The 24,081-nt window shown below is 35.3% G+C and carries 21 protein-coding genes; 5 read left to right on the forward strand and 16 right to left on the reverse strand.

Annotated elements, in window-relative coordinates:
• The first annotated feature begins 44 nt into the window (after window positions 1-44).
• Together ACO05S_RS16135 and ACO05S_RS16140 are read left to right on the forward strand one after the other, a co-directional pair.
• Window positions 45-773: a DUF6261 family protein gene (locus ACO05S_RS16135; RefSeq protein ID WP_421919044.1), complete on the forward strand. Its 729-nt coding sequence runs from the start codon at window positions 45-47 to the stop codon at window positions 771-773.
• 940 nt (window positions 774-1,713) lie between these two features.
• Window positions 1,714-3,327 carry a dipeptidase gene (locus tag ACO05S_RS16140; RefSeq protein WP_421919045.1) on the forward strand — a complete coding sequence of 538 codons (1,614 nt, stop codon included), beginning with the start codon at window positions 1,714-1,716 and terminating at the stop codon, window positions 3,325-3,327.
• Window positions 3,328-3,441: 114 nt separating this feature from the next.
• Here the strand turns inward: ACO05S_RS16140 and ACO05S_RS16145 are convergent, their stop codons facing one another.
• From ACO05S_RS16145 to ACO05S_RS16170, 6 genes are all read right to left on the reverse strand, one after another.
• Window positions 3,442-4,170, reverse strand: coding sequence for a class I SAM-dependent methyltransferase (locus ACO05S_RS16145; protein ID WP_421919046.1), 729 nt, complete (start codon window positions 4,168-4,170; stop codon window positions 3,442-3,444).
• Window positions 4,171-4,186: 16 nt separating this feature from the next.
• Window positions 4,187-4,408: a diacylglycerol kinase family protein gene (locus tag ACO05S_RS16150; protein WP_421919047.1), complete on the reverse strand. Its 222-nt coding sequence runs from the start codon at window positions 4,406-4,408 to the stop codon at window positions 4,187-4,189.
• 189 nt (window positions 4,409-4,597) lie between these two features.
• A complete protein-coding gene (locus tag ACO05S_RS16155) occupies window positions 4,598-4,834 on the reverse strand; it encodes a diacylglycerol kinase family protein (protein ID WP_421919048.1) in 237 nt (78 codons plus the stop codon).
• Between the two features lie 20 nt (window positions 4,835-4,854).
• On the reverse strand, window positions 4,855-6,198 hold the full coding sequence (gene creD / locus ACO05S_RS16160) for a cell envelope integrity protein CreD (RefSeq protein WP_421919049.1): 1,344 nt from the start codon (window positions 6,196-6,198) through the stop codon (window positions 4,855-4,857).
• 51 nt (window positions 6,199-6,249) lie between these two features.
• Entirely contained in the window at window positions 6,250-6,540 is a 291-nt protein-coding gene (locus ACO05S_RS16165; protein ID WP_421919050.1) for a winged helix-turn-helix domain-containing protein, read from the reverse strand.
• Complete coding sequence (locus ACO05S_RS16170) at window positions 6,537-7,154, reverse strand: hypothetical protein (RefSeq protein ID WP_421919051.1); 618 nt, start codon at window positions 7,152-7,154, stop codon at window positions 6,537-6,539. Before ACO05S_RS16170 ends, ACO05S_RS16165 begins: the two co-directional genes overlap by 4 nt.
• A gap of 203 nt (window positions 7,155-7,357) precedes the next feature.
• On the opposite strand from ACO05S_RS16170, the gene ACO05S_RS16175 reads away from it, so the two are divergent.
• Window positions 7,358-8,173, forward strand: a complete 816-nt coding sequence (locus ACO05S_RS16175) for an FKBP-type peptidyl-prolyl cis-trans isomerase (RefSeq protein WP_421919052.1) — start codon at window positions 7,358-7,360, stop codon at window positions 8,171-8,173.
• Window positions 8,174-8,289: 116 nt separating this feature from the next.
• On the opposite strand, the gene ACO05S_RS16180 is transcribed toward ACO05S_RS16175, so the two are convergent.
• Window positions 8,290-8,607, reverse strand: a complete 318-nt coding sequence (locus ACO05S_RS16180) for a hypothetical protein (protein WP_421919053.1) — start codon at window positions 8,605-8,607, stop codon at window positions 8,290-8,292.
• Window positions 8,608-8,776: 169 nt separating this feature from the next.
• Between ACO05S_RS16180 and ACO05S_RS16185 the strand changes: the two genes are divergently transcribed.
• The gene (locus ACO05S_RS16185; protein ID WP_421919054.1) at window positions 8,777-10,846 is read left to right on the forward strand and encodes an LruC domain-containing protein; all 2,070 of its coding nucleotides are present in this window, start codon (window positions 8,777-8,779) and stop codon (window positions 10,844-10,846) included.
• Window positions 10,847-10,932: 86 nt separating this feature from the next.
• Here the strand turns inward: ACO05S_RS16185 and ACO05S_RS16190 are convergent, their stop codons facing one another.
• The 9 genes from ACO05S_RS16190 to ACO05S_RS16230 all read right to left on the reverse strand — a co-directional run bounded on the left by ACO05S_RS16190 (window position 10,933) and on the right by ACO05S_RS16230 (window position 21,251).
• Window positions 10,933-12,435, reverse strand: coding sequence for a dihydrolipoyl dehydrogenase family protein (locus ACO05S_RS16190; RefSeq protein ID WP_421919055.1), 1,503 nt, complete (start codon window positions 12,433-12,435; stop codon window positions 10,933-10,935).
• Window positions 12,436-12,853: 418 nt separating this feature from the next.
• Window positions 12,854-13,513: a hypothetical protein gene (locus ACO05S_RS16195; RefSeq protein WP_421919056.1), complete on the reverse strand. Its 660-nt coding sequence runs from the start codon at window positions 13,511-13,513 to the stop codon at window positions 12,854-12,856.
• An 86-nt stretch (window positions 13,514-13,599) separates the two neighbouring features.
• A complete protein-coding gene (gene pyrI / locus ACO05S_RS16200) occupies window positions 13,600-14,058 on the reverse strand; it encodes an aspartate carbamoyltransferase regulatory subunit (protein WP_421919057.1) in 459 nt (152 codons plus the stop codon).
• Between the two features lie 34 nt (window positions 14,059-14,092).
• A complete protein-coding gene (gene pyrB / locus ACO05S_RS16205) occupies window positions 14,093-14,998 on the reverse strand; it encodes an aspartate carbamoyltransferase (RefSeq protein ID WP_421919058.1) in 906 nt (301 codons plus the stop codon).
• A 389-nt stretch (window positions 14,999-15,387) separates the two neighbouring features.
• Window positions 15,388-15,999 carry an IMPACT family protein gene (locus tag ACO05S_RS16210; protein WP_421919059.1) on the reverse strand — a complete coding sequence of 204 codons (612 nt, stop codon included), beginning with the start codon at window positions 15,997-15,999 and terminating at the stop codon, window positions 15,388-15,390.
• Window positions 16,000-16,022: 23 nt separating this feature from the next.
• Window positions 16,023-16,883, reverse strand: coding sequence for a hypothetical protein (locus ACO05S_RS16215; protein WP_421919060.1), 861 nt, complete (start codon window positions 16,881-16,883; stop codon window positions 16,023-16,025).
• A gap of 104 nt (window positions 16,884-16,987) precedes the next feature.
• A complete protein-coding gene (gene dnaA / locus ACO05S_RS16220) occupies window positions 16,988-18,418 on the reverse strand; it encodes a chromosomal replication initiator protein DnaA (RefSeq protein WP_421919061.1) in 1,431 nt (476 codons plus the stop codon).
• Window positions 18,419-18,809: 391 nt separating this feature from the next.
• Window positions 18,810-20,036, reverse strand: coding sequence for an MlaD family protein (locus tag ACO05S_RS16225; protein WP_421919062.1), 1,227 nt, complete (start codon window positions 20,034-20,036; stop codon window positions 18,810-18,812).
• A gap of 63 nt (window positions 20,037-20,099) precedes the next feature.
• On the reverse strand, window positions 20,100-21,251 hold the full coding sequence (locus ACO05S_RS16230; RefSeq protein ID WP_421919063.1) for an N-acetylmuramoyl-L-alanine amidase family protein: 1,152 nt from the start codon (window positions 21,249-21,251) through the stop codon (window positions 20,100-20,102).
• Between the two features lie 166 nt (window positions 21,252-21,417).
• Between ACO05S_RS16230 and ACO05S_RS16235 the strand changes: the two genes are divergently transcribed.
• Window positions 21,418-24,048, forward strand: coding sequence for a putative LPS assembly protein LptD (locus tag ACO05S_RS16235; RefSeq protein ID WP_421919064.1), 2,631 nt, complete (start codon window positions 21,418-21,420; stop codon window positions 24,046-24,048).
• Window positions 24,049-24,081: the final 33 nt, after the last annotated feature.

The raw sequence follows: 24,081 nt of genomic DNA on the forward strand, positions 1-24,081 counted from the left end.
AAGCAGGAAATTAGTTTACAGTTATTAATTTAAAATTTAAACAAATGACTTTGATTAAAAAGGTATCAACAAGTAGTCGCAACGGCGATATTAGTGCATTATTAACCCTAATTGTAGAAGCTTTTGCAAAGAAAGACTGGAGTTCTGATGCTTACTTGAGCTCCGAGATTACAACAATAGTGCAGCATGATACTTCGCTAACTGTGGCCCTTAAGCGATTGCAGCAGTTTTCGCAAATGTCAGAAAAAGACCATGTTCGCGATATGGCAATCCGATCCTTATTTAAATTGGTTGAGGGATACACCTACCTGCCGATTGAGGAGCAAAAAGAAGCCGCTCTGGTAGTTTATAATGTATTAGATCATTATGGTTTGTCAATTCAGAATGAGGATCATTCAGAAGAATCAGCTGAATTAAAATCTTTACTTAACGATTTAAATAAGGCTGATATTGTAGCAGCCATTGCCAAGTTGCAAGGTGTAGCCGATCTTGTTGCTGCCCTTACTGTTGCTCAAAACGATTTTCTGAAGGTAGCATTGGAAAAGGCCGAAAGCGATGGAGCCAAAAAAGATTTGGCAACAGCCAGCAAAATTAAAAGAGCGGCCATTAAAAAATTGAACGACAACCTGGTGGGCTACCTAAACACCATGGCAAAGACACAGCCGGATAGCTACAAAGTCATTGCCCAAACCATTGCCGAACTGATTACAAACAACAACGAAAAAGTGAGGCGCCGCCGAACCTCGAACGAGGCTGATGCTGAAGTGATTTAAACAATTGTATAGAAGGACAAAAGCTTTCACTTGGTGGAGGCTTTTGTTTTGATGGAATAGATATGAATACAATGGTACTGTTGTAAATTTATTTTGCATTTAAGAATAAAATTCACAATGAATGGGAATTCAGAAATTTGTAAAAAGATTGTAAGAAATATTACAGAAGTTTAAAAGTGGGATGTTTATAACTCTTTTGCCCCTGCTGTCATACGAATCCTTTCCTGGGCTTCGCTAAAAAACATTCTAATTGCTTGTAAAGAAAAATCCCGAACCTACCAAAGTCCGGGATTTTCTCTAACCACTTTTTACTAACCTAAATCTAATCCATGAAAAAAACTTCTCTGTTTTGTACATTACAAATGTAGGCTGTACGAGTGCAAAATGGTTTTAAGAAATGTTAAAGAAGTTTAAAAGTGGGATGTTTATAACTCTTTTGCCCCTGCTGTCATACGAATCCTTTCCTGGGCTTCGCTAAAAAACATTCTAATTGCTTGCAAAGAAAAATCCCGAACCTACCAAAGTCCGGGATTTTCTCTAACCACTTTTTACTAACCTAAATCTAATCTATGAAAAAACTTCTCTGTTTTGTACATTACAAATGTAGGCTGTACGAGTGCAAAATGGTTTTAAGAAATGTTAAAGAAGTTTAAAAGTGGGATGTTTATAAAACTTTTGCCCCTGCTGTCATACGAATCCTTTCCTGGGCTTCGCTAAAAAATATTCTAATTGCTTGCAAAGAAAAATCCCCCGTGTTGCATTACGAAACGAAGTTCCATAGAATCATATCTTTGCAAGAAATGTTTAAATAAGATATCCTGAAGTACCCTCTTTGCTGGTTAAGTGTTTTTAAATAGTTACGAAAATCATAAAAATGTGAAAGAATAAATTATTTTTAAGGCGCAATTTAAAACAGACAACACACAAATTAAATAATCGAATGAAAAAATTACTGATGGTATTTTTTGCAGTAAGCTTAATGGCTTCTGCAAACTTATTGGCACAAGGAGTTTTAGAACAAATAAACGATCCTTTCTTTGGCGAAAGCTGTACCAGTATTATGGTAGGGAAAAAAGCGTCGACTGATGGATCGGTGATTACAAGTCATACTTGCGACGGAAAATACAGAACATGGTTGCAAGTTGAACCAGGCCAAAAGTTCAAGAAAGATACTACAACAAAAGTGTATAAAGGAAGCCTTAAAACCGAAACGGCTTGGGACAGAAGAAAAATGAATGTTGCAGGAACAATTCCTCAAGCTAAAGAAACCTATGCATATTTAAATACCGCTTATCCGTGCTTAAACGAAAAACAGTTGGCCATTGGCGAAACTACCATCGTTGGGCCTAAAGAGTTGGTTAACGAAAAGGGAATGTTCCTGATTGAAGAATTGGAGCGTGTTGCTTTACAGCGCTGCACAACTGCTCGCGATGCCATTAAATTAATCGGCAAATTGATTAAAGAATATGGTTATGGCGATTGGGGTGAGTGCATAACCATTGCCGATAAAAAGGAAGTTTGGCAAATGGAGATTTTTGGCGAAGGTCCCGATAATATTGGTGGAGTATGGGCAGCTCAGCGTATTCCTGACAATCATGTAGGTGTATCAGCAAATATTTCAAGAATCGGTGTTATCGATAAAAAGAACAAAGACTACTTCCTATATTCTGATAATGTTTTCTCGGTAGCGAAGGATTTGAAAAGATGGGATGGTAAAGAAGAATTTAAATTCTGGAAAGCCTATGGTAAGGTGGATAAGCCATTCAAAATTCGCGAGTTTTTTATCCTTAATGCATTGGCTCCATCATTAAAATTAGATTTTGAAGCCGACGAATTGCCATTCTCGGTTAAACCGGATAAAAAAGTTTCGGTTCGCGATGTAATTGCCTTGTACCGCGAAACTTACGAAGGAACAAAGTACGACATGACTCAGAACCTAAAAGTGGTAAAGAAAAAGTACAACGAGGAAAAAGAGGTAATTGGTGCTGATACTTTAACGGCTCCAAATGCTCATCCTTGGCCAACACGTGATCACAGAAACTTACGCAACTACCTAAAAGAGGGTACCATTGAGTATCAGAGAACGGTTGCTGTTGCCTGGTGTTCCTACTCTCACATCATCCAGTTAAGAGAGTGGTTGCCCAATGAAATTGGTGGCCGAGCTTGGTTCTCTTTCGATAATCCTGCTCAAAGTCCGCGTATCCCAATTTATTCCGGAACTACTGTATTGCCTGAAAGTTTTAACTATTGCGGTCAGAAGCGTTATCGCAATGATGCAGCAATTTGGCAATACCGTAAAGCAAATAAGTTGGCTACTTTGCAATGGCAAAAAACCAAAAAGGGCATGATGGAAGAAGTTGCTTACTTTGAAAACAAAGGATTTGATGAGGCTGAATATTACGAAGCTAAAATCAAAAAGCTTTTAGAAGAGGGCAAGAAAAAAGAAGCAAGCATACTTCTAAATAAATTCACAAAAGATTTTACAGGAGCCACAATGCTGCGTTGGAAAGAATTGGAAAACGAATACTGGGGAAGATTTGGATTAGGATTCTAAAAGTATAATGAGAATATAGCGAAAACCATTTACTGTTCGGTAAATGGTTTTTTTATGCTGTAATTTAGCCTACTGTTTCGTTGCAAACTTATTAATTTTATGGCGATACTGATATTAGCTTGCCTCAACAATTAAAGGTAGGCTGTTTTCTATATGATTTTCGCGTTTAAAGTTTCCGAAAAACGAAATGTTTGTAAATCCTTCTTTTCGCAGCAGTTTTTCAATTTTTGATTTTCTTAATGCCAATAATGCAATGCAGTTTTGAATGCATTGATTGCTTTCTTTAATGCTTAAGGTAGTTTCAAAATCAACTTTCCCCAGTGAAGAATGGTACTTATACTTGCGTTCAAACTTTATGATTCCATTTTCGATGGTAGGGAGGTGGTCGATATTCTGATCAATAATTCTGTCGTAATTGATGATCTGAAAAAGCAATTTCCCATCTTTCTTTAAAACCGATTTTGCATTTCGAAAGAATTGCAAAACCTCTTCATAAGAATTCAAATGCACCAAGGTGTTGCCAAAACAGGCAATAATATCAAATGAGTTTGCGCCGAAAGCAGATTCCAACTCTAGCATATTTTGCAAATGGAAATCAAGATTTTTGAATTTCTTTCCTTTTGCAATTGCCTGGTCAATCATTCCTTTATCCAAATCAATACCAATTACCTTTTGGCACGATTCAGCTAGCTTTAATGATAAATCACCAATGGCACATCCAATATCCAATACGGAAAGTTGATCTTTAGCTTGCTGATGACTCTTTTCAATAAAATCAACCTGCATGTTATTCAAAGGAAATATGTATTGGTAGTATTTTGATATGCTTTCGTAGAAGTTCATAACCTTTGGTATCGGTTTATAAGTTTGTCAATTTAGGTAAAAAAATAAGTAATCCTACAAGTAATGCAGTTATTGCACCAATTAATACCGCTGCCGCTGATATGTCTTTTATCTTCTTGATTTTATCATGATAATCAGGATGAATAAAATCACAAATATTTTCGATAGCAGTATTAAATAACGTGAGTTCGCCGTAAAATTCTATCCACAGAAAGTTATCTTTGTGATAGATTTGCATTAAAAATTTGGAAAGAATAGCGGGCTATTTTGAGGAATTTTTAATGTGAAGATGTCGTAAAGAGAACTTTCCATTATGTGTTAGCCTGCTTTCGGCATAAATTTGCTCAAATCTTCTTAAAATATCCCGATATTCCTTCGAAAATCTGATAAAATTTCTACTAAAATCAGATCAAACTGTGAACGAATTTTACCTCGAACTCACGTTAAATAGTTCAGCAACAACAACAAATCCAATCGAGAAAAGAATGGCAAGCATTTCCAACTTCCTAAGTTTAAGGATAGTGCTTAAAATATAAATGATAATGCCAATACCCAGGTGAATTTTAGCATTGTCTTCTTCTTTAACTACAGTTTTCAAACCTGAGATAGCATGCCTTAAACTTTTGAGCCTGGCTTTAATGGAAAATTTGCATTCTTTTCTCATACTTCAATTGGATTTAAAAGTTATTCAGCTCTCACTTGCAGTTTATACCAATTGATATTTCTGGTAAAGTACATGGTAATAGCAAGAATTAATGTTAAACCAATGCTTCCCATTAGTAAAGCATAATCAGCCAACTGTAGGGTAACAAATAAAAAGGTGTAAATGCCCAGTATTGTTGAAGTGAGTATTCCTGTAAATTTGAACGATTTAAATACACTTGTTGAGTAAAGAGAAATTAATAAGCAACTTACACTAGCCGATATTAAATAGGCAATATTAAAATTGGTGTGTTCTGATATTGAAATGAGCAATACATAGAACAAGCAAAGCGTCAATCCTACCAATGTATATTGGAAAGGATGAATTTTTTTACCATTTAGTATCTCAACCAGGAAAAACACCAGGAAAATAAGTGCGATGGTCATAACCGCATACTTCGACGAACGAGTTGCCTTTTGATAGTCGTCCAAAGGCATTATTAAATCAACACCAAAACTTGACTCCTGCATTCTTTTGCCCATATTTCGATTTACCCATGATTGAGGATAGTTTCGATTAAGAAGGAGCGCTTTCCAGTTTGCGGTAAAACCTTCATCGCTCACTTCTCTGGTTTTGGGTATAAAATTGCCATTAAAGCTAGGCGATGGCCAAGGTGATTTTAGCTGTACTTCGCTTGTGCCACCAACAGGAATAAAGGAAAGGTTTTGACTTCCTTGAAGATTTAAATCAAATGAAAAATTAAGCTCTTGGGTATAATCTTCTGCAAGATTTGGAATATCAATACTTACACCAGATCTCATCATTTCCGGCAAACGAGAGCCAGCTTGTACCCTTAGTTTTTCTTTGCCCCAATTCAACTCAATTAGCTCTTCTATACCTCTTAGGTCGGAAATGCCTATGCTTACAAACGCCTTGTCGAATTGAATTTCTTTGAGTCCGCTTTTATCAATCTTTGCATTTAAATCAAACTTACCAGATACTTTTAGATTACTGCGATATACAACTACCTCGTAAATGCCACGCTTTAATGTTTTAGGTTCAACATCTCCGTTAATCTTTAAGGTCTCGGGAAGTATGTAAAGATTTTTAATTTGCTGAACCGTTTCATTCTCTTTATCATGATATTCGTAAAGAAGGGGAATGGTAAGAACAGGGCCGTTAATTTGTTGTTCGTTTGCCCATTTCGAACTTACTTCTTGCAGTACAGATCGATTTAAATTTTTTCGCTCCGAAATGATTGATTTAATCATGCTCGAAGGGATTAATAGTAAAAGCATTAGAACCGTAATGGTTGTAAGTTTTAGTCCTACCGATTGTTTTAACCAATTGCTAAATTTTTCGAATGGGCTTTGTTCTTTGTTCATGTTTCTATCTTTTAAAAGTACTTTGAAAATCAAAGTGGGATGAGAAAAAAATTATTTTAATAATTGCTCTATGGCTTTAATGTGTTTTAAAAATGCGGCCTTTCCTTCGTTTGTTGCGCTGTATTTTGTATTTGGTTTGCGATCTAAAAACTCTTTCTGAACTCTTATGTACTCATTTTTTTCCAAAGATTTAAGGTGACTTGCCAGGTTGCCATCGGTAACGCCTAATAGATTTTTTAAAGAGTTAAAATCCAGATAGTCGTTCACCACCAAAGCTGACATTACACCAAGTCGAATTCGGTTCTCAAAAGCTTTATTTAAATCTTTTAAAATATCTTTCACGACTTGTACTTTACTTCCATTATAATACCGTAAACAATATGAAGAACTCCAAATCCAATGCACCAGAAAATAAGACCATATCCAATAAAATAGGTGGCTATCAATCCTAAAACAATTTCCAGAATCCCCAAGCTGCGTACTTCGGTTAATGTATATTTACTGGCATTCACCAAGGCCAATCCATAAAACAGAAGTGTAAGAGGTGCAATTAAACCAACATATCCTTTTATTAAAATCAGCAAACAGAACATTCCTCCGGAAAGCAGGGGAATAAATAGATTTATTAATAATCTTTTGGTCTGCGAATCCCAGATATTTTGTTTGGTGCGTTTTACCTTTAAGCGAGTAAAGAAAATTCCGAAGCCAACAGCCATAATAAGAGTTAAGAATCCAATTCCAAGTAAGAGGATCAATTGGTCAAAACTCATTAAAGTCCTGTCGAAATTTTGATATCCCGTTTTTGAATAAACAATTATCCATGCAAAATAGGCACCGATCAGTGCAATTAATCCTGCCGAAATGCCCGATAAGCCACTCAATGAAATAAACTTGGACGATTTGTTCATCATCTCCTTAATCTCACTTAAATCTTCAATGTATTTCTGTTGATTCATAAAAAGTACTTTGAAATTCAAAGTAAAAGTATTGCTTTTTTTTTATTCTCCAAAATAATCTTGATTTTGTGCAAAACACATTTTTTAATAAAAAGGGTATAATTTGTTCCGAAGAAAAAGATGTTTATATTTCGGCTCTTGATTGAAATTAAATAAATACTACATCTACGAAAATTGTAACCAGGTGAAAAAATTATAAGCAGATGAAATCAGTTTATCCCATTTTAATCTTGGCTCTTGTGCTGTTGAGCGCATGCAATCCAAAGTCTACCAAACAAGAAATCGCCTTGGGCGATACTATTCAAACAGCCAGTGGTTTAAAGTACATTTACCTTAAAAAAGGTGATGGACGTAAAATTGAAACCGGCTGTAAAGTTGGTGCATATCTAAGCTTGAAGGTTAAAGATCAGGTCGTATGGAATACCAACAAATTACCTGATTCCTTATTTACTTATCTTGCAGATTATTCGCGCCTGATTAAAGGATTTACCGAAGTGAGCATGCTATTGCGTGAAGGCGATGAGGTAGTTGCTATTCTTCCGGATTCATTGGCATATGGTGCCAAGGGTGCCGGCGACATTATTCCTCCGCATTCTACTTTAATTTACGATCAATTTAAAGTGCTAAAGGTTGATGCCCCAAAAAAGTTTTTATCTGATCTGTTGTATGCGGATGTTAAGGAGAGATCTTTGAATGCTGCTGTGGCAACTTTCCAAAAAATTACCGAAGGAGAGGAGTCGGAAAATTATTATACGGATAGCGAGCAATTAAATAGAGTTTGGGAACAGTTAAGCAGGGATAGTTTATATGCAAAGGCAGCCGATTATGCCGTTAAATTTGGTGAGCTGGCAAAGGATGATCGATTAAAATATAGAAATGTATTGTCCCTGGAAAGCATGGGTGAATATCTTAAAGCTAAGGATCATCTGGAAATACTTCTTGCTGATGACCCGGAGAACAAAATGATGCAGGATAAAATGATTGATTTATGCAAAAAGCATAGGATGAATAACAAATAGTGTGTGAAGCTTAATGAAGTTTGCCGAGACCTATATCCGATTGAATCTAAAATTAATTGCAGAATAAGAGCTCATTAATACTGTTATAACTAGTCTCTGCAAGAAAATTATTGCTTTTAGCATAGTCTTTCTAACTCCATATTACCAAATACTTTTGAGGCAACCAATAAGTGACTGTTTGCAGATTCTAAATTAAACTCACTTGTAAATAAATTGCTTTGGAATTTTAAGGTATTGCAATTCTTTTGTTCTTCTTTTGTGAGGTATAGCTTCACAAATTTGTGGGAATTGGTTTTACCAGCATGCTTCCCCGAAACGTATTTCATATTAATGGATTGATCACTCTCCGTCCAATAGAAAGAACATACTTCTTGCGATTCAATATTTTGCCATTCACCACTGGTTATCAACTTTATTATTTCCAGGTAATTCATCTGATTTACTTTATTGTTGAGATACTTAAGTTACGAAAATCAGTACACAAGCACAATGCGCAGCTTTCTATCAATTATATTTCTATAATATGAACATTTTGTTCATACAAATGTGATTAATTTCGTAAGTTTGATGTTAAGGTATTAAATTGACTATAAAATAATTGCTATGAAAAAATTTACTTGGAGCATTTTATTGCTTGCGATGATTTTAGGCTTATCGGCATGTACCGATTCTAATACACCTAAGGAGCCTCAACCCGATCCTGAACCAGATAACTCTTTAATGGGAAAATTAGATATTTCCAGTGAATTTGATTTTCAAACCACCGGTGAGATAAAGCTTCAGATAAACGATCCGGACAATGGAGCCTATTATTACATCTATTCATATGAGGATGCAATTGAATGGCAAGAAATTGAATACATCGATGATGAGGGAAATACAGTTAGCGATGAAGTGCCTGTTGCCGATCATTATAACACCATTGAGTTAGGAGTGATTCGTATTATGGGAGGCAAAGCAAATGTTTCCTTATCGGTTCCAACCAATGTTAAGAAATTACTGCTGAAGAAATATTACAAAGGTGCATTTACCAGTGCTTACTCAAATGAAATTAGCCAAGAGCGTCCTTTAAGTTTAACTTTTGATGGAAGTGATTTAAAAAGCATGGCAAAGCCAAATATCTCAACCAAAAATGCTGCTTTGGCAAGCGATATTCTTTGGTGCGTGAATGGTAGCGGACAACTTTTTACGGTAAATCCTGAAGACATGACGACAGTTCGTAAACAAGATTTGGCTGAAGGAACTTGGACTGTGGCGATGGACTTTCAGAATCATCAGTTCTATACCATTGGGCGAGGTAAACCCTACAAATTGTATCGTTACGATGTGGATGTTGAGAATGATTACTCTGTGTCTGAACCTACTATTATCAACAGCGATTTGGGTTTTGGAGGACCACGTTTGGAATATGCCAATGATGAAGGATTCCTTTATTTCTCGAACAAAAATTACATTTATAAGTTGAATCCGGGCGATGGGAGTGTGTTGGAGACATTTAATATTGATGATGGATTAAACAATACAAGTGGAGGAGACATTGCCAAAGGAAAGGATGGAAGCTGGTACATGTCTACTTTTGGTGGCTTATATGCATTAACTTTTAATGAGGGAACGAACGAAGTGAACGCGGTTCGAAAAAGTGCCGATAATTTGCCCTATACCCCTACTTCTTTATGTATCGATACCAAACTTACACCAGATATTTGGGTTGCGGATAATTTTACACCCTCAAGTTTGTATGTAATGGATACGCAAACCGGAGGATATGAAACCCGTGATCCAGATAACGAATTGGGAATTAACGATCTTACAAAAACGCCATTGGAATACGAGAATGTTGGGGATTCTGATAATGATGGTTGTCCTGATAATATTGATGAATTTCCAAACGACCCGGAGGTTTGTTTGAAAACGGTTACACCAACCAAATATGGATGGGGAAGTATTGCATTTGAAGATTTGTGGCCATTTAAAGGAGACTATGATTTTAATGATTTGGTAGTGAATTACAGGCATACCATGATGATTAATCTGGATAACAAAGCAGTGAGAATGGAAGCTAAATTCTGGATAAAACATGTTGAGGGTGCTACATACAATAATGGTTTTGGTATCCAGTTCGATCATTTATTGCCAAATCAGATTGAAAGTGTTACAGGTAATGATATCCGATCCGATTTCATTAATGTGCAGCCCAATGGTTTGGAGGCAAATCAGGAAAAAGCGGTTGTAATTGTATTTGATCAGTCGCAGAATTATAGAAATGAAACATCCGAACCCGATCCTGATTATAATGAGTTAACACTCATGATACGGTTTGCCGAGCCGATGGATTTAGAAGAAATAGGAACCAGTCCTTTTAATCCTTTCCTTATCGTGAATGGAAGTAGAGAAAAGGAAATTCATTTGCCAAATCATATTCGAACATCCTTAGGAGAGATAAACTCTAATCAAAGTGCAACCAATTTAGATTCAGATGGAAATTATAAATCTCCAAAAGGCTTACCTTGGGCCATTGCCATTGCTCACGAGTTTAAATATACAAAAGAGAAAGTGGAGATACTCGAAGGCTATAATCATTTTGCCAAGTGGGCAGAGAGTGGAGGAGAATTGTATCCAGATTGGTATAAAGACAATGCAGGTTATCGAAATATGAATAAAATTGACAAATGATGCTTAAGTTATACCAGTTTTAATACTGATAGAATAAATACAAATACCCCAAAAATCAAATGGTTTTTGGGGTGTGTTTATTATTACTATTCAACTTCTTCAACTTTCTCTGGCTTCCAGCTTTTCAGCTTTATTAAATCAGGAAAGGCTTTTGGTTTGTATATCGATTTTTCTTCGAATACTCTTAAACATTCTTGCACCCCTTCACTAATACTTGGATGTGGATGAACATTTTGTCGGATATCTTTTAGTGTTCCCTTCTGCATTATTTGATATGCAATGGAGGTAATTAGTGTTGAAGCTTGAGGGCCAGCTGCTCTCATCCCTAAAATTCGGTCTTTCCCATCATCGCTCACGATAATTTTGATAAAACCATCAATGGCGCGCATGGCAACAGCTCGATTTACCAATGCATTAGAATAGGTTGCCACCTTGTAAGGGATACCCTTTTTTTGGCAAGCTTTCTCGTTTAGCCCAACAGCTGCAACTTCCGGTTTAAAGAACATTAAAGTTGACATGTTCGAATAATCCAGTGGATATTCCAAATTACCATATAAAGCCTCAACAATATATCTGCCTTGCAATTCTCCTACCGAATACAGCTGTGCATGTCCCGAAACATCGCCAGCAGCAAAAATGTTACAAGCTTTAAAATCGTCGGTAGCGCATACTTCGTTAATATTAAGATAACCACGATCAGTTGTTTCAATTCCAACATTTTCCAGACCGATATTATCGAGGTTTGGAATCCTACCAATGGCTACTAAAGCTACATCAACTTCTATAACTTTCGAATGCCCACCTTGATAATCTAGCACAACTTCCAAAAAATCAGGGTGTTTTCTTATGCATCGTAAATTAGCGGTATGATGAATGATTACACCGTTACTCTCAAGGTTTCTGGAAACAAATCCACTTAAATCATCATCTTCATATGGAATTACCTTATGCTGACGATCCAGCAAGTGTACCTCGGTTTGATTGTAGTTTGAGAATATGGTTGCAAACTCACAACCAATAATACCCGAACCAATAATGATCATTCTTTCAGGAAACTCTTTTAGGTTTATGATGCCTTCAGAATCGATAATTCTTTCTTGATCCATTTCTAAATCAGGCATTGGGCGAGGTCTAGATCCTGTTGCTATGATAAAGTTATCACCATGGATTCGTTCGGTATTGTTCTCTGATTTGATCTCAACGGTGTGAGAGTCAACGAAGCTGCCCCAGCCATGTTTTAGTGTAATATTTCCATATTTCTCATGTGGCTTTGCATAGGTCTCAATCTGCGAAAGCATTTGCAATTGCTTTTGTTTAGCCGCTTGTATAATTGTTTTTTGAACCTGCTTGTAATCCACATTCAAGCCCGAAGCCCTGTAGCCTCTCATAACCGATGAAGCAATTGAATAATCTCTTGAAAGTTCCCACATTGCTTTTGAGGTTAGAGCCCCATTCATAATTCCGGCTCCACCAAGATGTTGTGCTTCGATAAGGCAAACCGATTTGCCAAAATCAATTGCACGCATTGCTGCAGAGAAGCCCGCAGGACCACTTCCCAATACAACCAAGTCGTATTTTTCTGCACTCATAAAATGTTGCTGTTTATTGTGTTTTGCTGATAATTACATGTAGTCAGAACATGTGTTGATTAGGACAAATTCAGCTGTTATATGGCTCCTAACCAATTCAAGCATTAAGATAGAAATAAAATATCAACTACAGTAAATGATAATGTGATTTGCAGATAAAAAAGTCTTTTTTTAAGCATGATTCGAAGGAAATTGATAGTATTATAATACTTAAAGTGCTTAAAGTTATATCACAAGTTTTAATATTTTCAGCTCATAAGTTCTTTAAGTATCAAGCTGCGTTATATTTTATCGACCTGTATCGCTAGTTCTGTGAAATTTGTATTGTATATCACCTTTTTACGACAATCTGAATTTAAAAATTAATCAAACTCAGGTATTAAGTTACATGCTTTTTTAAACTCCACTCTTGTAATTTTTAATAAACGAGTTCCCCTTCTTTCAATTGTTCATACGTGTGTTTGTAGAGTATTTTATGAAGAAGAAAAGCTTCCTTCAAATTTTCATTGGTGAATTCTTGCTCATGTTCAATCATGTTAGCCAATTCCAGCAGAAACTCATCATCACGAAGGTTAGGGTAATCCTGTTCAATTAAATAAATATCCGAGAATTGCATGAATGGCAGTCTGCTCAATACAGCTTTTCTTTGCTCGTTGTAGGTATCCAAATCACTTGCTTTATGATCTGCAAAATAGAAATTTTGTAAACTTTCTACAAAGAAATCATCGAAGCTTTTCATTATAATGATCCTATCTTTTCTTAAACGGAAAAGTTCGCATTTATCGCTCTCAGGTTTCAGGCTTTCTTCTTTTTCAATTGCTTTGCTAATAAAAAGATAGGCTAGGTGAGCCAATCCAATATTTTCATCTTCATCTTCAATCAAATCCCAATGGATCATCATAATAATCGCCTTTCCAACTTGAGAAACATAAGTGTCATCCCAAAGAAGAAAAGGATCACTCTTTATTTCTGCGTAAATTTCTCGCAGCGTGGATTTACATGCTTTTATTTTGCCATTTTGTCCACTCTTAATTGCAGATGAAACCAATGCTCTAAATTCCTCAATTCTTTCTGTCATCTTCAAATTATAGATTTGCTCTAAAGGTAGAAAAATAAAAAAAGCCACTAAGGGCTTTTTTACCAAACAAGAAAAGAACAGTGTAATTAAATGATTTCAATATGTTTGTGATCAGTAATTTTTTCGCAATAATGACACTTTAATGTAATTGGTGCTTTTTCGACTACCTTGAATCTTGTAGTTACCGATTCAACATTGGTGATACATTTTGGATTCATACATTTTGCAATTCCTATTACTTTATCCGGCGATTCAACAATTTTTTTCTCAACTACCTGGTAGTCTTTAATGATGTTTAGTTTTGCATGTGGAGCAATCAATGAAATTTTATTGATTTCATCATCTTCAAAAAAGATATCAGCTACTTTGATAATTGCTTTTTTACCCAATTTGTCACTACCCAGGTTGTTACCAAAAGTAACAGAGTTTTTACAAGTGTCTAGTCCTAAGATGTTGATTACCTGGAATAAATACTCAGCTGGAATGTGGTCAATTACAGTTCCATTTTCGATGGCACTTACTTGTAATTCTTTTTTTACGTTCATATTTAGATATTCTTTTTATTCGTGAAACATGAGATTAAAGATCAAGTGCTTTAGCAATAATTGCTTGACGGGCATAAACACCATTAAGCGCTTGTTCAAAGTAGTAAGCTTTTGGATTGCTATCTACGTCAACAGCAATTTCGTTTACTCTCGGCAGTGGATGAAGAATTCTCAGATTATCTCTGGTATCCATAAGCATATCATTCTTTAAAATGTACACATTCTTCACTTTTTCGTACTCCAGGGGATCCGCAAATCTCTCTCGTTGAACACGGGTCATGTACAAAATGTCAGCTTCATTAATGATATCGTTGAATTCGGTATGTTCTTGATAGTTGATTTTGTTATTGTCCATGAAAATTTTGTATGCCAACGGAATCTCTAATTCTTTCGGAGCAATAAAGTGGAAGGTAGGGTTGAAGTGCGACATAGCCATAAGCAGAGAGTGAACCGTACGGCCGTACTTTAAATCTCCTACCATAAAAATGTTCAAGTTTTCAAGTGTTCCTTGTGTTTTGTAGATAGAGTATAGGTCAAGCATGGTTTGAGTAGGGTGCTGATTTGCTCCGTCTCCTGCATTAATTACAGGAACATCTGATACTTCCGAAGCATAGCGTGCTGAACCTTCGATTGGGTGCCGCATTACAACCAGATCACAATAATTGCTCACCATTTTGGTTGTATCTTTCAAAGTTTCACCTTTGGTAACACTCGAAGAAGAAGAATCGGTAAATCCTACTATTTTACCACCCATTCTGCTGATCGCAGTTTCGAAACTCAGGCGAGTACGGGTTGATGGTTCGAAAAATAATGAAGCTACAACTTTACCTTCTAACAAGTTGCAGTTAGGATTTTTTTCGAATTCAGCAGCTCTTCCCAATACTTCCAGGATTTCTTCTTTTGTGTAGTCGTCGATCGATACTAAACTTTTGTTATCCATTGATTAAAAATTAAAAGTGTATATAAAATGCTTGTTTATTATTGTGCACAAAAAAAAACCAACAATTACCGAATTAAATGGTAATGTTGGTTTTTTTGAAAAATATGTTTGAAGCGGATTGCCCAAATAGCAATAAAGGAAATACGCCTTACTGTCGTGTTTAAATCGAAATAAATAATGGAAAACGTGAGCAAAGAAGTAAAGAAACTTACTTCTTTCTGAAAACAATGTGGCTCTAGATTGAATAATTATGTACTCCATTCTAGATTACAAATATACGTATAATTTATTCTAGAAATCAAATGAAAATTTATTAATTATTAACAAATTTTTAATCTGTACTTTATATTGAATGTTCGAATTGATGCAGAGGCCTGAACAGTAATAAACTAGATGGTTCGAATGTATTCTGTTTTTACACTTGTGATTTTTCCTAATTTTTCAATTAGCCTTTCCACTTCACTTTGCCTAATGCTCAGCCTTATTTTACAAGTTAAGTTAAAGTCCTGTCCCAGTTGCTTAGGTTGATCATCTTTGACAATTTTCATGATATCATTCATCACCAAATAGTCAAAATGAACATCATATATATCATTCACAGTTTTGTCTAATATTTCAGCATTGGCAATGGCATCAGCTGCTGCAGTTATATAGGCATGAATTAAGCCACTTGCACCTAGTTTTGTGCCTCCAAAGTAGCGAACAATAACAATAAGTATATTGGTAAGGTTATTCGACAAAATTTGTCCTAAAATCGGTTTACCAGCCGTTGAGGAAGGTTCTCCATCGTCGTTGGCACGAAAAATCTTTTTATCTGCCCCAAGCATGTATGCATAGCAGTGGTGCCGGGCGTCGTAATATTCTTTTTTTAGTTGGATGATGTGTTCCTTAATTTCATCTTCGGTAGTTACGGGGTAAGCATAGCTAATAAATTTGCTACCCTTTTCTTTGTATAATCCTTCTGATTTTTTTGTTATGGTTTTATATGTATCGTTGCTCATTAAATTCTATGAATACGTGTGTTCTAGTTTGTAAGGATAAAAATAGCAATAATTGCGAGTACTATTCCAAGAAGGTTGATTTTGTTTAACTTTTCGTGGAAGACTCCGATTCCAATGAGAACTGATATAGAAACAATCCCAATATTAACAATGCTAAATACAATTGAACTATCCAAGCCTGAATGATTTAAAGATGCAATTAGAAAATGCAATGATCCGAAGTTTACAAGACCTAATATTGTTCCCCCTATTAATACCTTTTGTTTAAACAACAAGCGAAAATCTTGCTTTTTTAGAACTAGAACGATAAAGCCTGAAATGGCAGCAATACCAAATAACAGGGTAGAGAACATTTCTTTGCCTCCTGAACTTAAGTATTCCTCTTGAGCATACTTTACGAGTGAATCTACAGTTCCGGCTCCAAAAAATAAGAGTACAGGTAACCACAAATACTTTCTTCGTATGCCGTCATTTTGGCCTTTGTGAATGCTTAATAAAACCGCACTTATGGCGAGAATAAAACCTATAACTTTTTGTGCTGATATAGCCTCATTGTAAAATACAATGGAAAATATCATGGGTAAAATAAAAGACATTTTACTTGCCAAAGTTGTAATGGATATGCCTGCCTTTTGAGTTGAGCGACCAATAATAAAAAAGACAACTATAAATGCAATTCCAATTACAATGGAGATATTAAACCAAGATTGATGAATCAATTGTGTAATTTCAAGTTTGGGATCGCTTAAAAGAAATCCACAAACCGAGGCAGTAATATAGTTGATAATTATGGCGAGAAGAATATCTACCTTATATCGTTCAAGGTATTTAAAGCAAACAAAAATTCCAGCAGAGGAAAGTATAGCAAATAGTAGGTGTAGCATTTGATCAAATTTGGCGCAAAATAAGGAATGCTTCCCAAAAAGAAAAGCAGATTCAGGCGAATCTGCTTCTCAGGGTAGCAATATAGTATAGTAAGTAATATAAACTACATTTTTAATTTTTTATCGATTTCATCGATCTGACTTTTAAAGCTTCTATCAGTATCCATTAAATTGTTAACGGTTTTACATGCATGTAATACTGTAGCATGATCTTTATTACCAATTTGTGATCCTATTGAAGCCAAGGATGCTTTTGTTAATGTTTTTGAAAAATACATTGCAATTTGTCTGGCCTGAACAATTTCTCTCTTTCTTGTTTTTGCCTGAAGCACATCAATTGGCAGCGAGAAATGATCGCAAACTACTTTCTGGATGTAATCTATAGAAAGTTCGCGTTTTGTATTTTTCACCAATTTATCGATAATGTTAGTTGCCAATTCAAGATTCAGTTCTTTTTTATTCAGAGTAGATTGAGCCAGAAGAGAAATTAAAGCTCCTTCTAACTCTCTAACATTATTCGTAACATTACTGGCAATGTATTCAATAACATCCATATTCAGTACAATGCCATCTTTGTAGGCTTTCTGTTGAAGAATTCTAACTCTTGTATCATAGTCTGGATTTTGAAGATCAGCAGACAAACCCCATTTAAACCTCGATAATAATCTGTTTTCCATACCTTTCAATTCAATCGGAGCTTTATCGGATGTAAGAATTAATTGCTTACCTGATTGATGCAAGTGATTGAAAATATGAAAGAATGTATTCTGTGTTTTTTCTTTACCTGCCAATTCCTGAATGTCATCAATAATTAAGACATCAATCATTTGGTAGAAGTGGAGAAAATCATTCTTGTTATTATTACGAATTGCCTCGGTAAATTGAGTCTGGAATTTATTCGCACTAACATAAAGCACAGTCTTGTCTTGATACAATTCTTTTGTTTTTAACCCAATTGCTTGTGCCAGGTGAGTTTTACCTAAACCTGAATCTCCATACAATACTAATGGGTTAAATGCGGTGCCACCCGGATTTTCGGCAACTGCAGTTCCTGCCGATCTTGCTAACCTGTTGCAATCTCCCTCAATAAAGTTATTGAATGAGTAATCAGGATTAAGCTGAGAATCAATGTGTAATTTTTTTATTCCTGGAATGACAAACGGGTTTCTAATGGTTTGTTCTTCTTTATCAGTTGGTAAATTAACTGGGCGATTTTTGGTATTCGCAGGGTTATTACCAGGAACAACCACCGAAATAGGCTTTGAATTTGCAATGTGATTATTTTCCATCACAACATTGTATTCCAACTTTGCGTTATTACCGATTTCTTTACGCAAGGTTTTTCGCAGAATATCAATGTATTGTTCTTCCAGATATTCATAGAAGAAATGACTTGGTACTTGCAATGTCAAGACTTGCTTCTCCAAGTTCAAAGGCACGATTGGTTCAAACCATGTTTTGAAGCTAATTGGAGGAACATTGTCTTTTATTACAGCCAAGCAATTATTCCAAACCTGGAAGTGATTATTATTCATTTCTATTTCAGTGTTTTAAAAAATTCGGGTGTGTCAATTTTTGCATATGCAAGATTGTGAAAAAAAAATAGAAAAAAAAATTATTTTCCTATTGCTTTTTTGAAAAGAATGTGTATCCTACTATTAATCTGTGATACAGAAACGAAAAAAAAATGAAATTTTTCAAAGTGCAGAAAATCAACTACATACAAAGATATATTTTTTAAAGGCCTGACTTTTAGTAGGTTTCTATGACATGCTATTCTATCTCAAAATATTGATTAGAATAAGATTAATACATATCATAACAATGAACCTGTTAAGTGTTAGATAAGGGTCGAGCAACATGTTAATAGCTTATTGAATTATAAGGTTCGTAAATTAACTATAATGGCATGAGTTAAATTAGAAATTAATTCTCTGGCGTTATTTTAATAATAAACGCATCAGGAAAATCTGCTTTGATTCTCTTAAGTTTCCTAATAATTTCTTTATAGTTTTGCGTATCTTCCAGAGTGTATTTATATACACCATTATAATAAACTTCCTTAATTTTTTTATACCCTTTAAATACCTGGTCATTTAACTCAACTTGAGATTTGGAAGATAGTATTTGAATTCTGTAATGGGTTTGTTTTTCTTTATCTAACTTCTTTTTGGTTTGATTTGAATTCATGTAAAACGTTTTTCCTGTATCAAATAAAGAAAAATGCAAGTATTTTTTAGGGTTGTTCTTTAGATCAATCATTAGGTTGGTTAAGCTATTCGAGGCAGCTTCCAAATTCATATACAAGGTGTCATTGTTTACAAGCATTCCCATAGATCCTTCACCAGAGTTAATTTTTTTCAAAATTTCGTTAGATTGTTCCAATGCCAGTTTAGCGTTGGTAATAGTCTGAGCAATTTCAACAGCTTTTAATGAATCGCTTAAGGATGAAAAATTGCCAAGTATATTCGAGATATTCTTGTTGTTTTGTTTTAGGTTGCTTGTAATGGAATCTACATTAGAGATGATATTCTCCATATGAGTCTTTTGTCCTGTTACAATTGTATCAAGCGTTCCGGAGGTGTTTTCAAGTTTCTGAAAAGTTTGTTCTATGCTGCTAAAGCTACGGGTAAGGTTTTCTCGGGTGTCTTCATTAAATATGTACTGAATTACCGAAAGAACAGAGTCGACGCTGGACATCAGGTTTTCTGCTTTCTTTTTTAAAGGTAACATTTGCATGCTAACTTGTTCTTTAAGATCACCTTCAATGCTTCCCGATAGCGTATCACCTGTTTGTAAGAGGTTTTTTGAATTACCCGGGATTAATTTAATTTCTTTTGTTCCCATTATATCAGAGCTCACAATTCGAGCTTCGGTATCGTTGGGTAATTGAAATTCGTCTGAAATGGAAAATTCAACAATTAGGTTTTCTGCTTTAGGACTAAACTCTATCGACTTAATTTGCCCTATTTTAAAGCCACGAAGAGTAACAGGACTTGAGTTTTTTAAACCGTCCACTCTTTCATATTTGGCGCAAAAAGTTTGCTCGGATGTAAGCAGATTAAATCCTTTTAAGAAATTAATACCCCAAATAAGTATTACAATAGCACCTATAATTACTAAACCTATTATGGCATCTTTTGATATTTTCATACGAACTTTGTTAAATCTGTGTGTTGTACGACGGAATAATTAGTTTGTTTAATGTAAAACTAATCATGTTTTTTGAAGTTCTTTAGCTTTTGAAAGAGAAATTCGTTTCCCATTATAGAAAGCCACTACAAAACAGTCGTTTATTTTTTTTCGAATGACTCTTTGAAGTTTGAGTATTTCGTTATAATCCGTTGTAGATCCGACTGTATATTTATAGATCCCATCTATTTTTCTTTCCTTTATATCGTTTAAGTTCTTAAAGGTTCTTGAATTTAATGGAATCTGTTTTGAAGACGACTTTATTTGAATACAATATTCAACTTCTTTAGTATTCTTTTCTTCACCAATTACTTTTTCTATAATCTTTTCGTTTTCCTCTTGTTTACTCAAAACTACACTGGTTTGCTCAATTTTATCTTTATAAGCTCTAAATGCTCTAAAGATAGCACTGGCTAGATAATCTTGTCCTTGGGTGGTTTTAAGAAACTTTTCCTCAGTGGGGTTCGAAATAAAGCCAACCTCCACCAAAATGGAAGGCATGCTAACTTGCTTTAGTACCCAAAAACCTGCTTCGCGAACGCCTCTGGAGTGACGCCCAACTCTGTGCTTAAACTGGTGTTCAGTCAGTTCAGCCATACTAATGCTTTTATCTCGATTCACGCCTTGCATCAAATTGAAAATGATATAAGAAGCAGGGTTCTTAGGGTCGAAACCTTCATATTTTGTTGACCAATCATCTTCGTATTGCATTACAGCATTTTCCTTCATTGCTACGGCAAGATTTTCTTCAGTTTTGTGCAAACCTAAAGTATAAGTCTCAGTTCCTCTAATTCTGGAGTTGTGGTTTGCATTGGCATGAATGGATATAAATAAATCGGCTTTGTTCTTATTTGCAATTTCTGATCTCTTATTTAATGGAATAAAAACATCAGTTTTTCTGGTATACACAACCTTTACACCAGGGAAATATTTTTCGATGTAGCCACCTAATTTCAATGAAATATTTAATACGATATCCTTTTCACGTGATGATTTACCTAATGCACCAGGATCTCTTCCTCCATGTCCTGCATCAATCACAACGGTTTTTATGTGGTATGACTCATCTTGTGCATATAGTCTTTTGCCAAAACAGAAAGTTGTAATCGATAGCAATAATAACAATGATGTTCTTGTAAATAATCGTGTTATAATTTTATGGGTGATAATGTTCATTAGACAAATTTCATAAAAGAACTTAAAAAATGTTTTCAAGTTCGTTTCGATTAGGGATTATAGTACTTTTATTTGTATTTTTGGCGACCTAAGCTTGAGCTGAGAATTTAATTCCAGATCAAGAATTAATCAGAACTCTTACAAAAATAACAGATATAAATTGCAATTGAAATTACTACAAAAGGTTTTTACTCTTTTCATTGGAGCGGTACTACCATTGAATATATTTGCATTTGGGAATTATACGTCGGATTACTCCGTTAAATTAAGTACTGACATTAATTTTACTTTATCCGATACCATAGTGAATGATCGGCTGGTACTTCAGTTAGATAGCACGAAAGTGACAGCAACTGATTCTTTGGAAACAGATTCAACAAAAACTGAGAAACCTCTTTTTGAAACAGTTGTAGAATATAATTGCGATGATACCATTGTTTTTTCTTTAACTGGTCAGCAAGTATTCTTAAGTAAGAATGCCTTTGTAAAATATGGGCAAACCGAGTTAAAGGCTTATTATATAGAGCTGGATCTTGAAAAGAAACAGGCTTATGCCTATGGAATTCAGGATACAACTGGCAAATATATTTTTACCCCCGAGTTTAAAGACGGATCAGAAGAATTTACCTGCAAAGAGCTGAAGTATAATTTTGATACAGGCAAAGGTTTGGTTAACGAGGTAATAACCGAGCAGGAAGGTGGCTTTGTGCATAGCGAGATTACTAAAAAAATTAATGATAAAGTATTCTATCTTCGAAATGGTAAATACACAACTTGTAATCACGAGCATCCGCACTACTATATAAGGATGACAAAAGCCAAAATGATAAAGGGGGATAAAATTATTTCAGGCCCTTTGCATTTGGTAATAGAAGATGTGCCTTTGCCGGTTGGATTGCCTTTTGCTTTATTTCCTTTTAGCTCTACCTATTCATCGGGGATTATTGTTCCAAGCTATGGAGAAGAGCAGAGGAGAGGTTTTAACCTTCGAGGTGGTGGATATTATTGGGCGATTAATGAATATATGGACTTATCAGTTACAGGAGATATTTTCTCCAATGGCTCTTGGGGTTCATATATCCAATCGAAATATAAGAGCAGATACCGCTTTAGTGGTACTTTGCAAGGTGAATACCACTTTAACAAGTTTGGCGATAAGGGGCTTGCTGATTATTACGAAACAACTGATTTTGCCATTCGATGGAATCATTCACAAGATGCAAAGGCAAATCCTTACAGAACTTTTTCGGCTTCGGTAAATTTTTCTACATCGAATAACGACAGAAATAACTCAACATCGATAAGAGATATTACCAACAACCAAAAGCAATCGAGTATATCATACAGCAAGAAATGGGCAGATAGTCCGTTTAGTTTAAATGCAAGTTTGCGTCATTCACAAAATAGTCGTGATACAACCATTTCTCTTACCTTGCCAAATATGTCATTGAATATGACTCAGATTTATCCTTTTAGAGCTAAAGGGAAGAGTACAAATTTGCGCTGGTTCGATAAGGTTGGAGTTAGTTATTCATCAAGATTAGAGAATAAAACCAAATCGGGCATGAAAGAAAGTGAGCTGATGAGCTCTTCTTTGCAAAAGGATTGGGAAAATAGCTATGAACATAGTATCCCAATTACTACCAATTTTAAATTGACAAGAGATTTAACTCTTTCGCCTACCTTAAACTACCGAGGAGTCTTGTATACCCGATCTATTCAACGATACTGGGATCCGGATGCCGACGGAGGAGATGGAGATGTTCGCACCGATACCATTCAGGGGTTCAGATATGCACACAATTATTCAACAAGTGCATCACTGTCTTTAAGTCCTAAAATTTACGGGATGTTTACTTTTAAAGAAACGTCGAAAATTGCAGCCATTCGCCATGTAATGACTCCAAGTATCAGCGTAAGCTATACTCCCGAAATTGGAGTACCCCGAAGTAAATACTACAGAACCTATTACGATGAAAGGCTAGAGCGAGATGTTGAATACTCTATCTTTCAGGGCATGGGATTTTCAACTCCAACAGGAGCAAAAGAGGCTGGAAGTATTAATTTAAGTTTGGATAATAATCTTGAAGCCAAAGTGCGTACTGCTAACGATACTACCGGTTTGGAAGATATGAAAAAGGTGAAAATTCTGGAGAGTTTAAAATTTTCTACTTCATATAATATGTTTGCCGATTCGTTAAACTGGTCGGATATTAGAATGACGGGCAGAACCAAGCTATTTAATAAGAAGTTAAGTCTGAATTTTAACGGTGGTATTTCTCCCTATAAGCTCAATAATAACAATGTAGTAATTGATGAGTTTGGTCCGCGCTTAACAAGAGCTTCGGTTGACCTTGGCTTTAGCCTTTCATCAAAAGATTTAAATCCCAATACAAAAGAAAGCAGTGGGGATACCGAGGAAGATCAGCCCGAGAAATGGCGCGATCCGCGTTATGTAGATTTTGATATCCCCTGGTCCTTTACTGTTGACTATGGTTGGACCTATTCAAAACCCAGAGACAGAAAGAATATCGATCAGAATATGGGCATTAGCGGACAGTTTAGTTTAACTCCAAAATGGAAGCTTAGCTTCTCGGCAAATTATGATTTTAGCGATAAAGAAGTTACAGGTACACAATTTACCATTACAAGAGATCTGCATTGCTGGAAAATGTCATTCAATACCATTCCGTTTGGTACTTATCAGTCGTATAATTTCATGATTAATGTTGATTCATCCATATTACAAGATTTAAAATACGAGAAGAAACAAGCTTGGCAGGACGTACAGTTCTAAACCATTATAAAAAGTAAAGTATAAATTAACGTG

The sequence above is a fragment of the Marinifilum sp. genome, assembly GCF_965230805.1.
In the GTDB taxonomy this organism is placed as follows: domain Bacteria; phylum Bacteroidota; class Bacteroidia; order Bacteroidales; family Marinifilaceae; genus Marinifilum.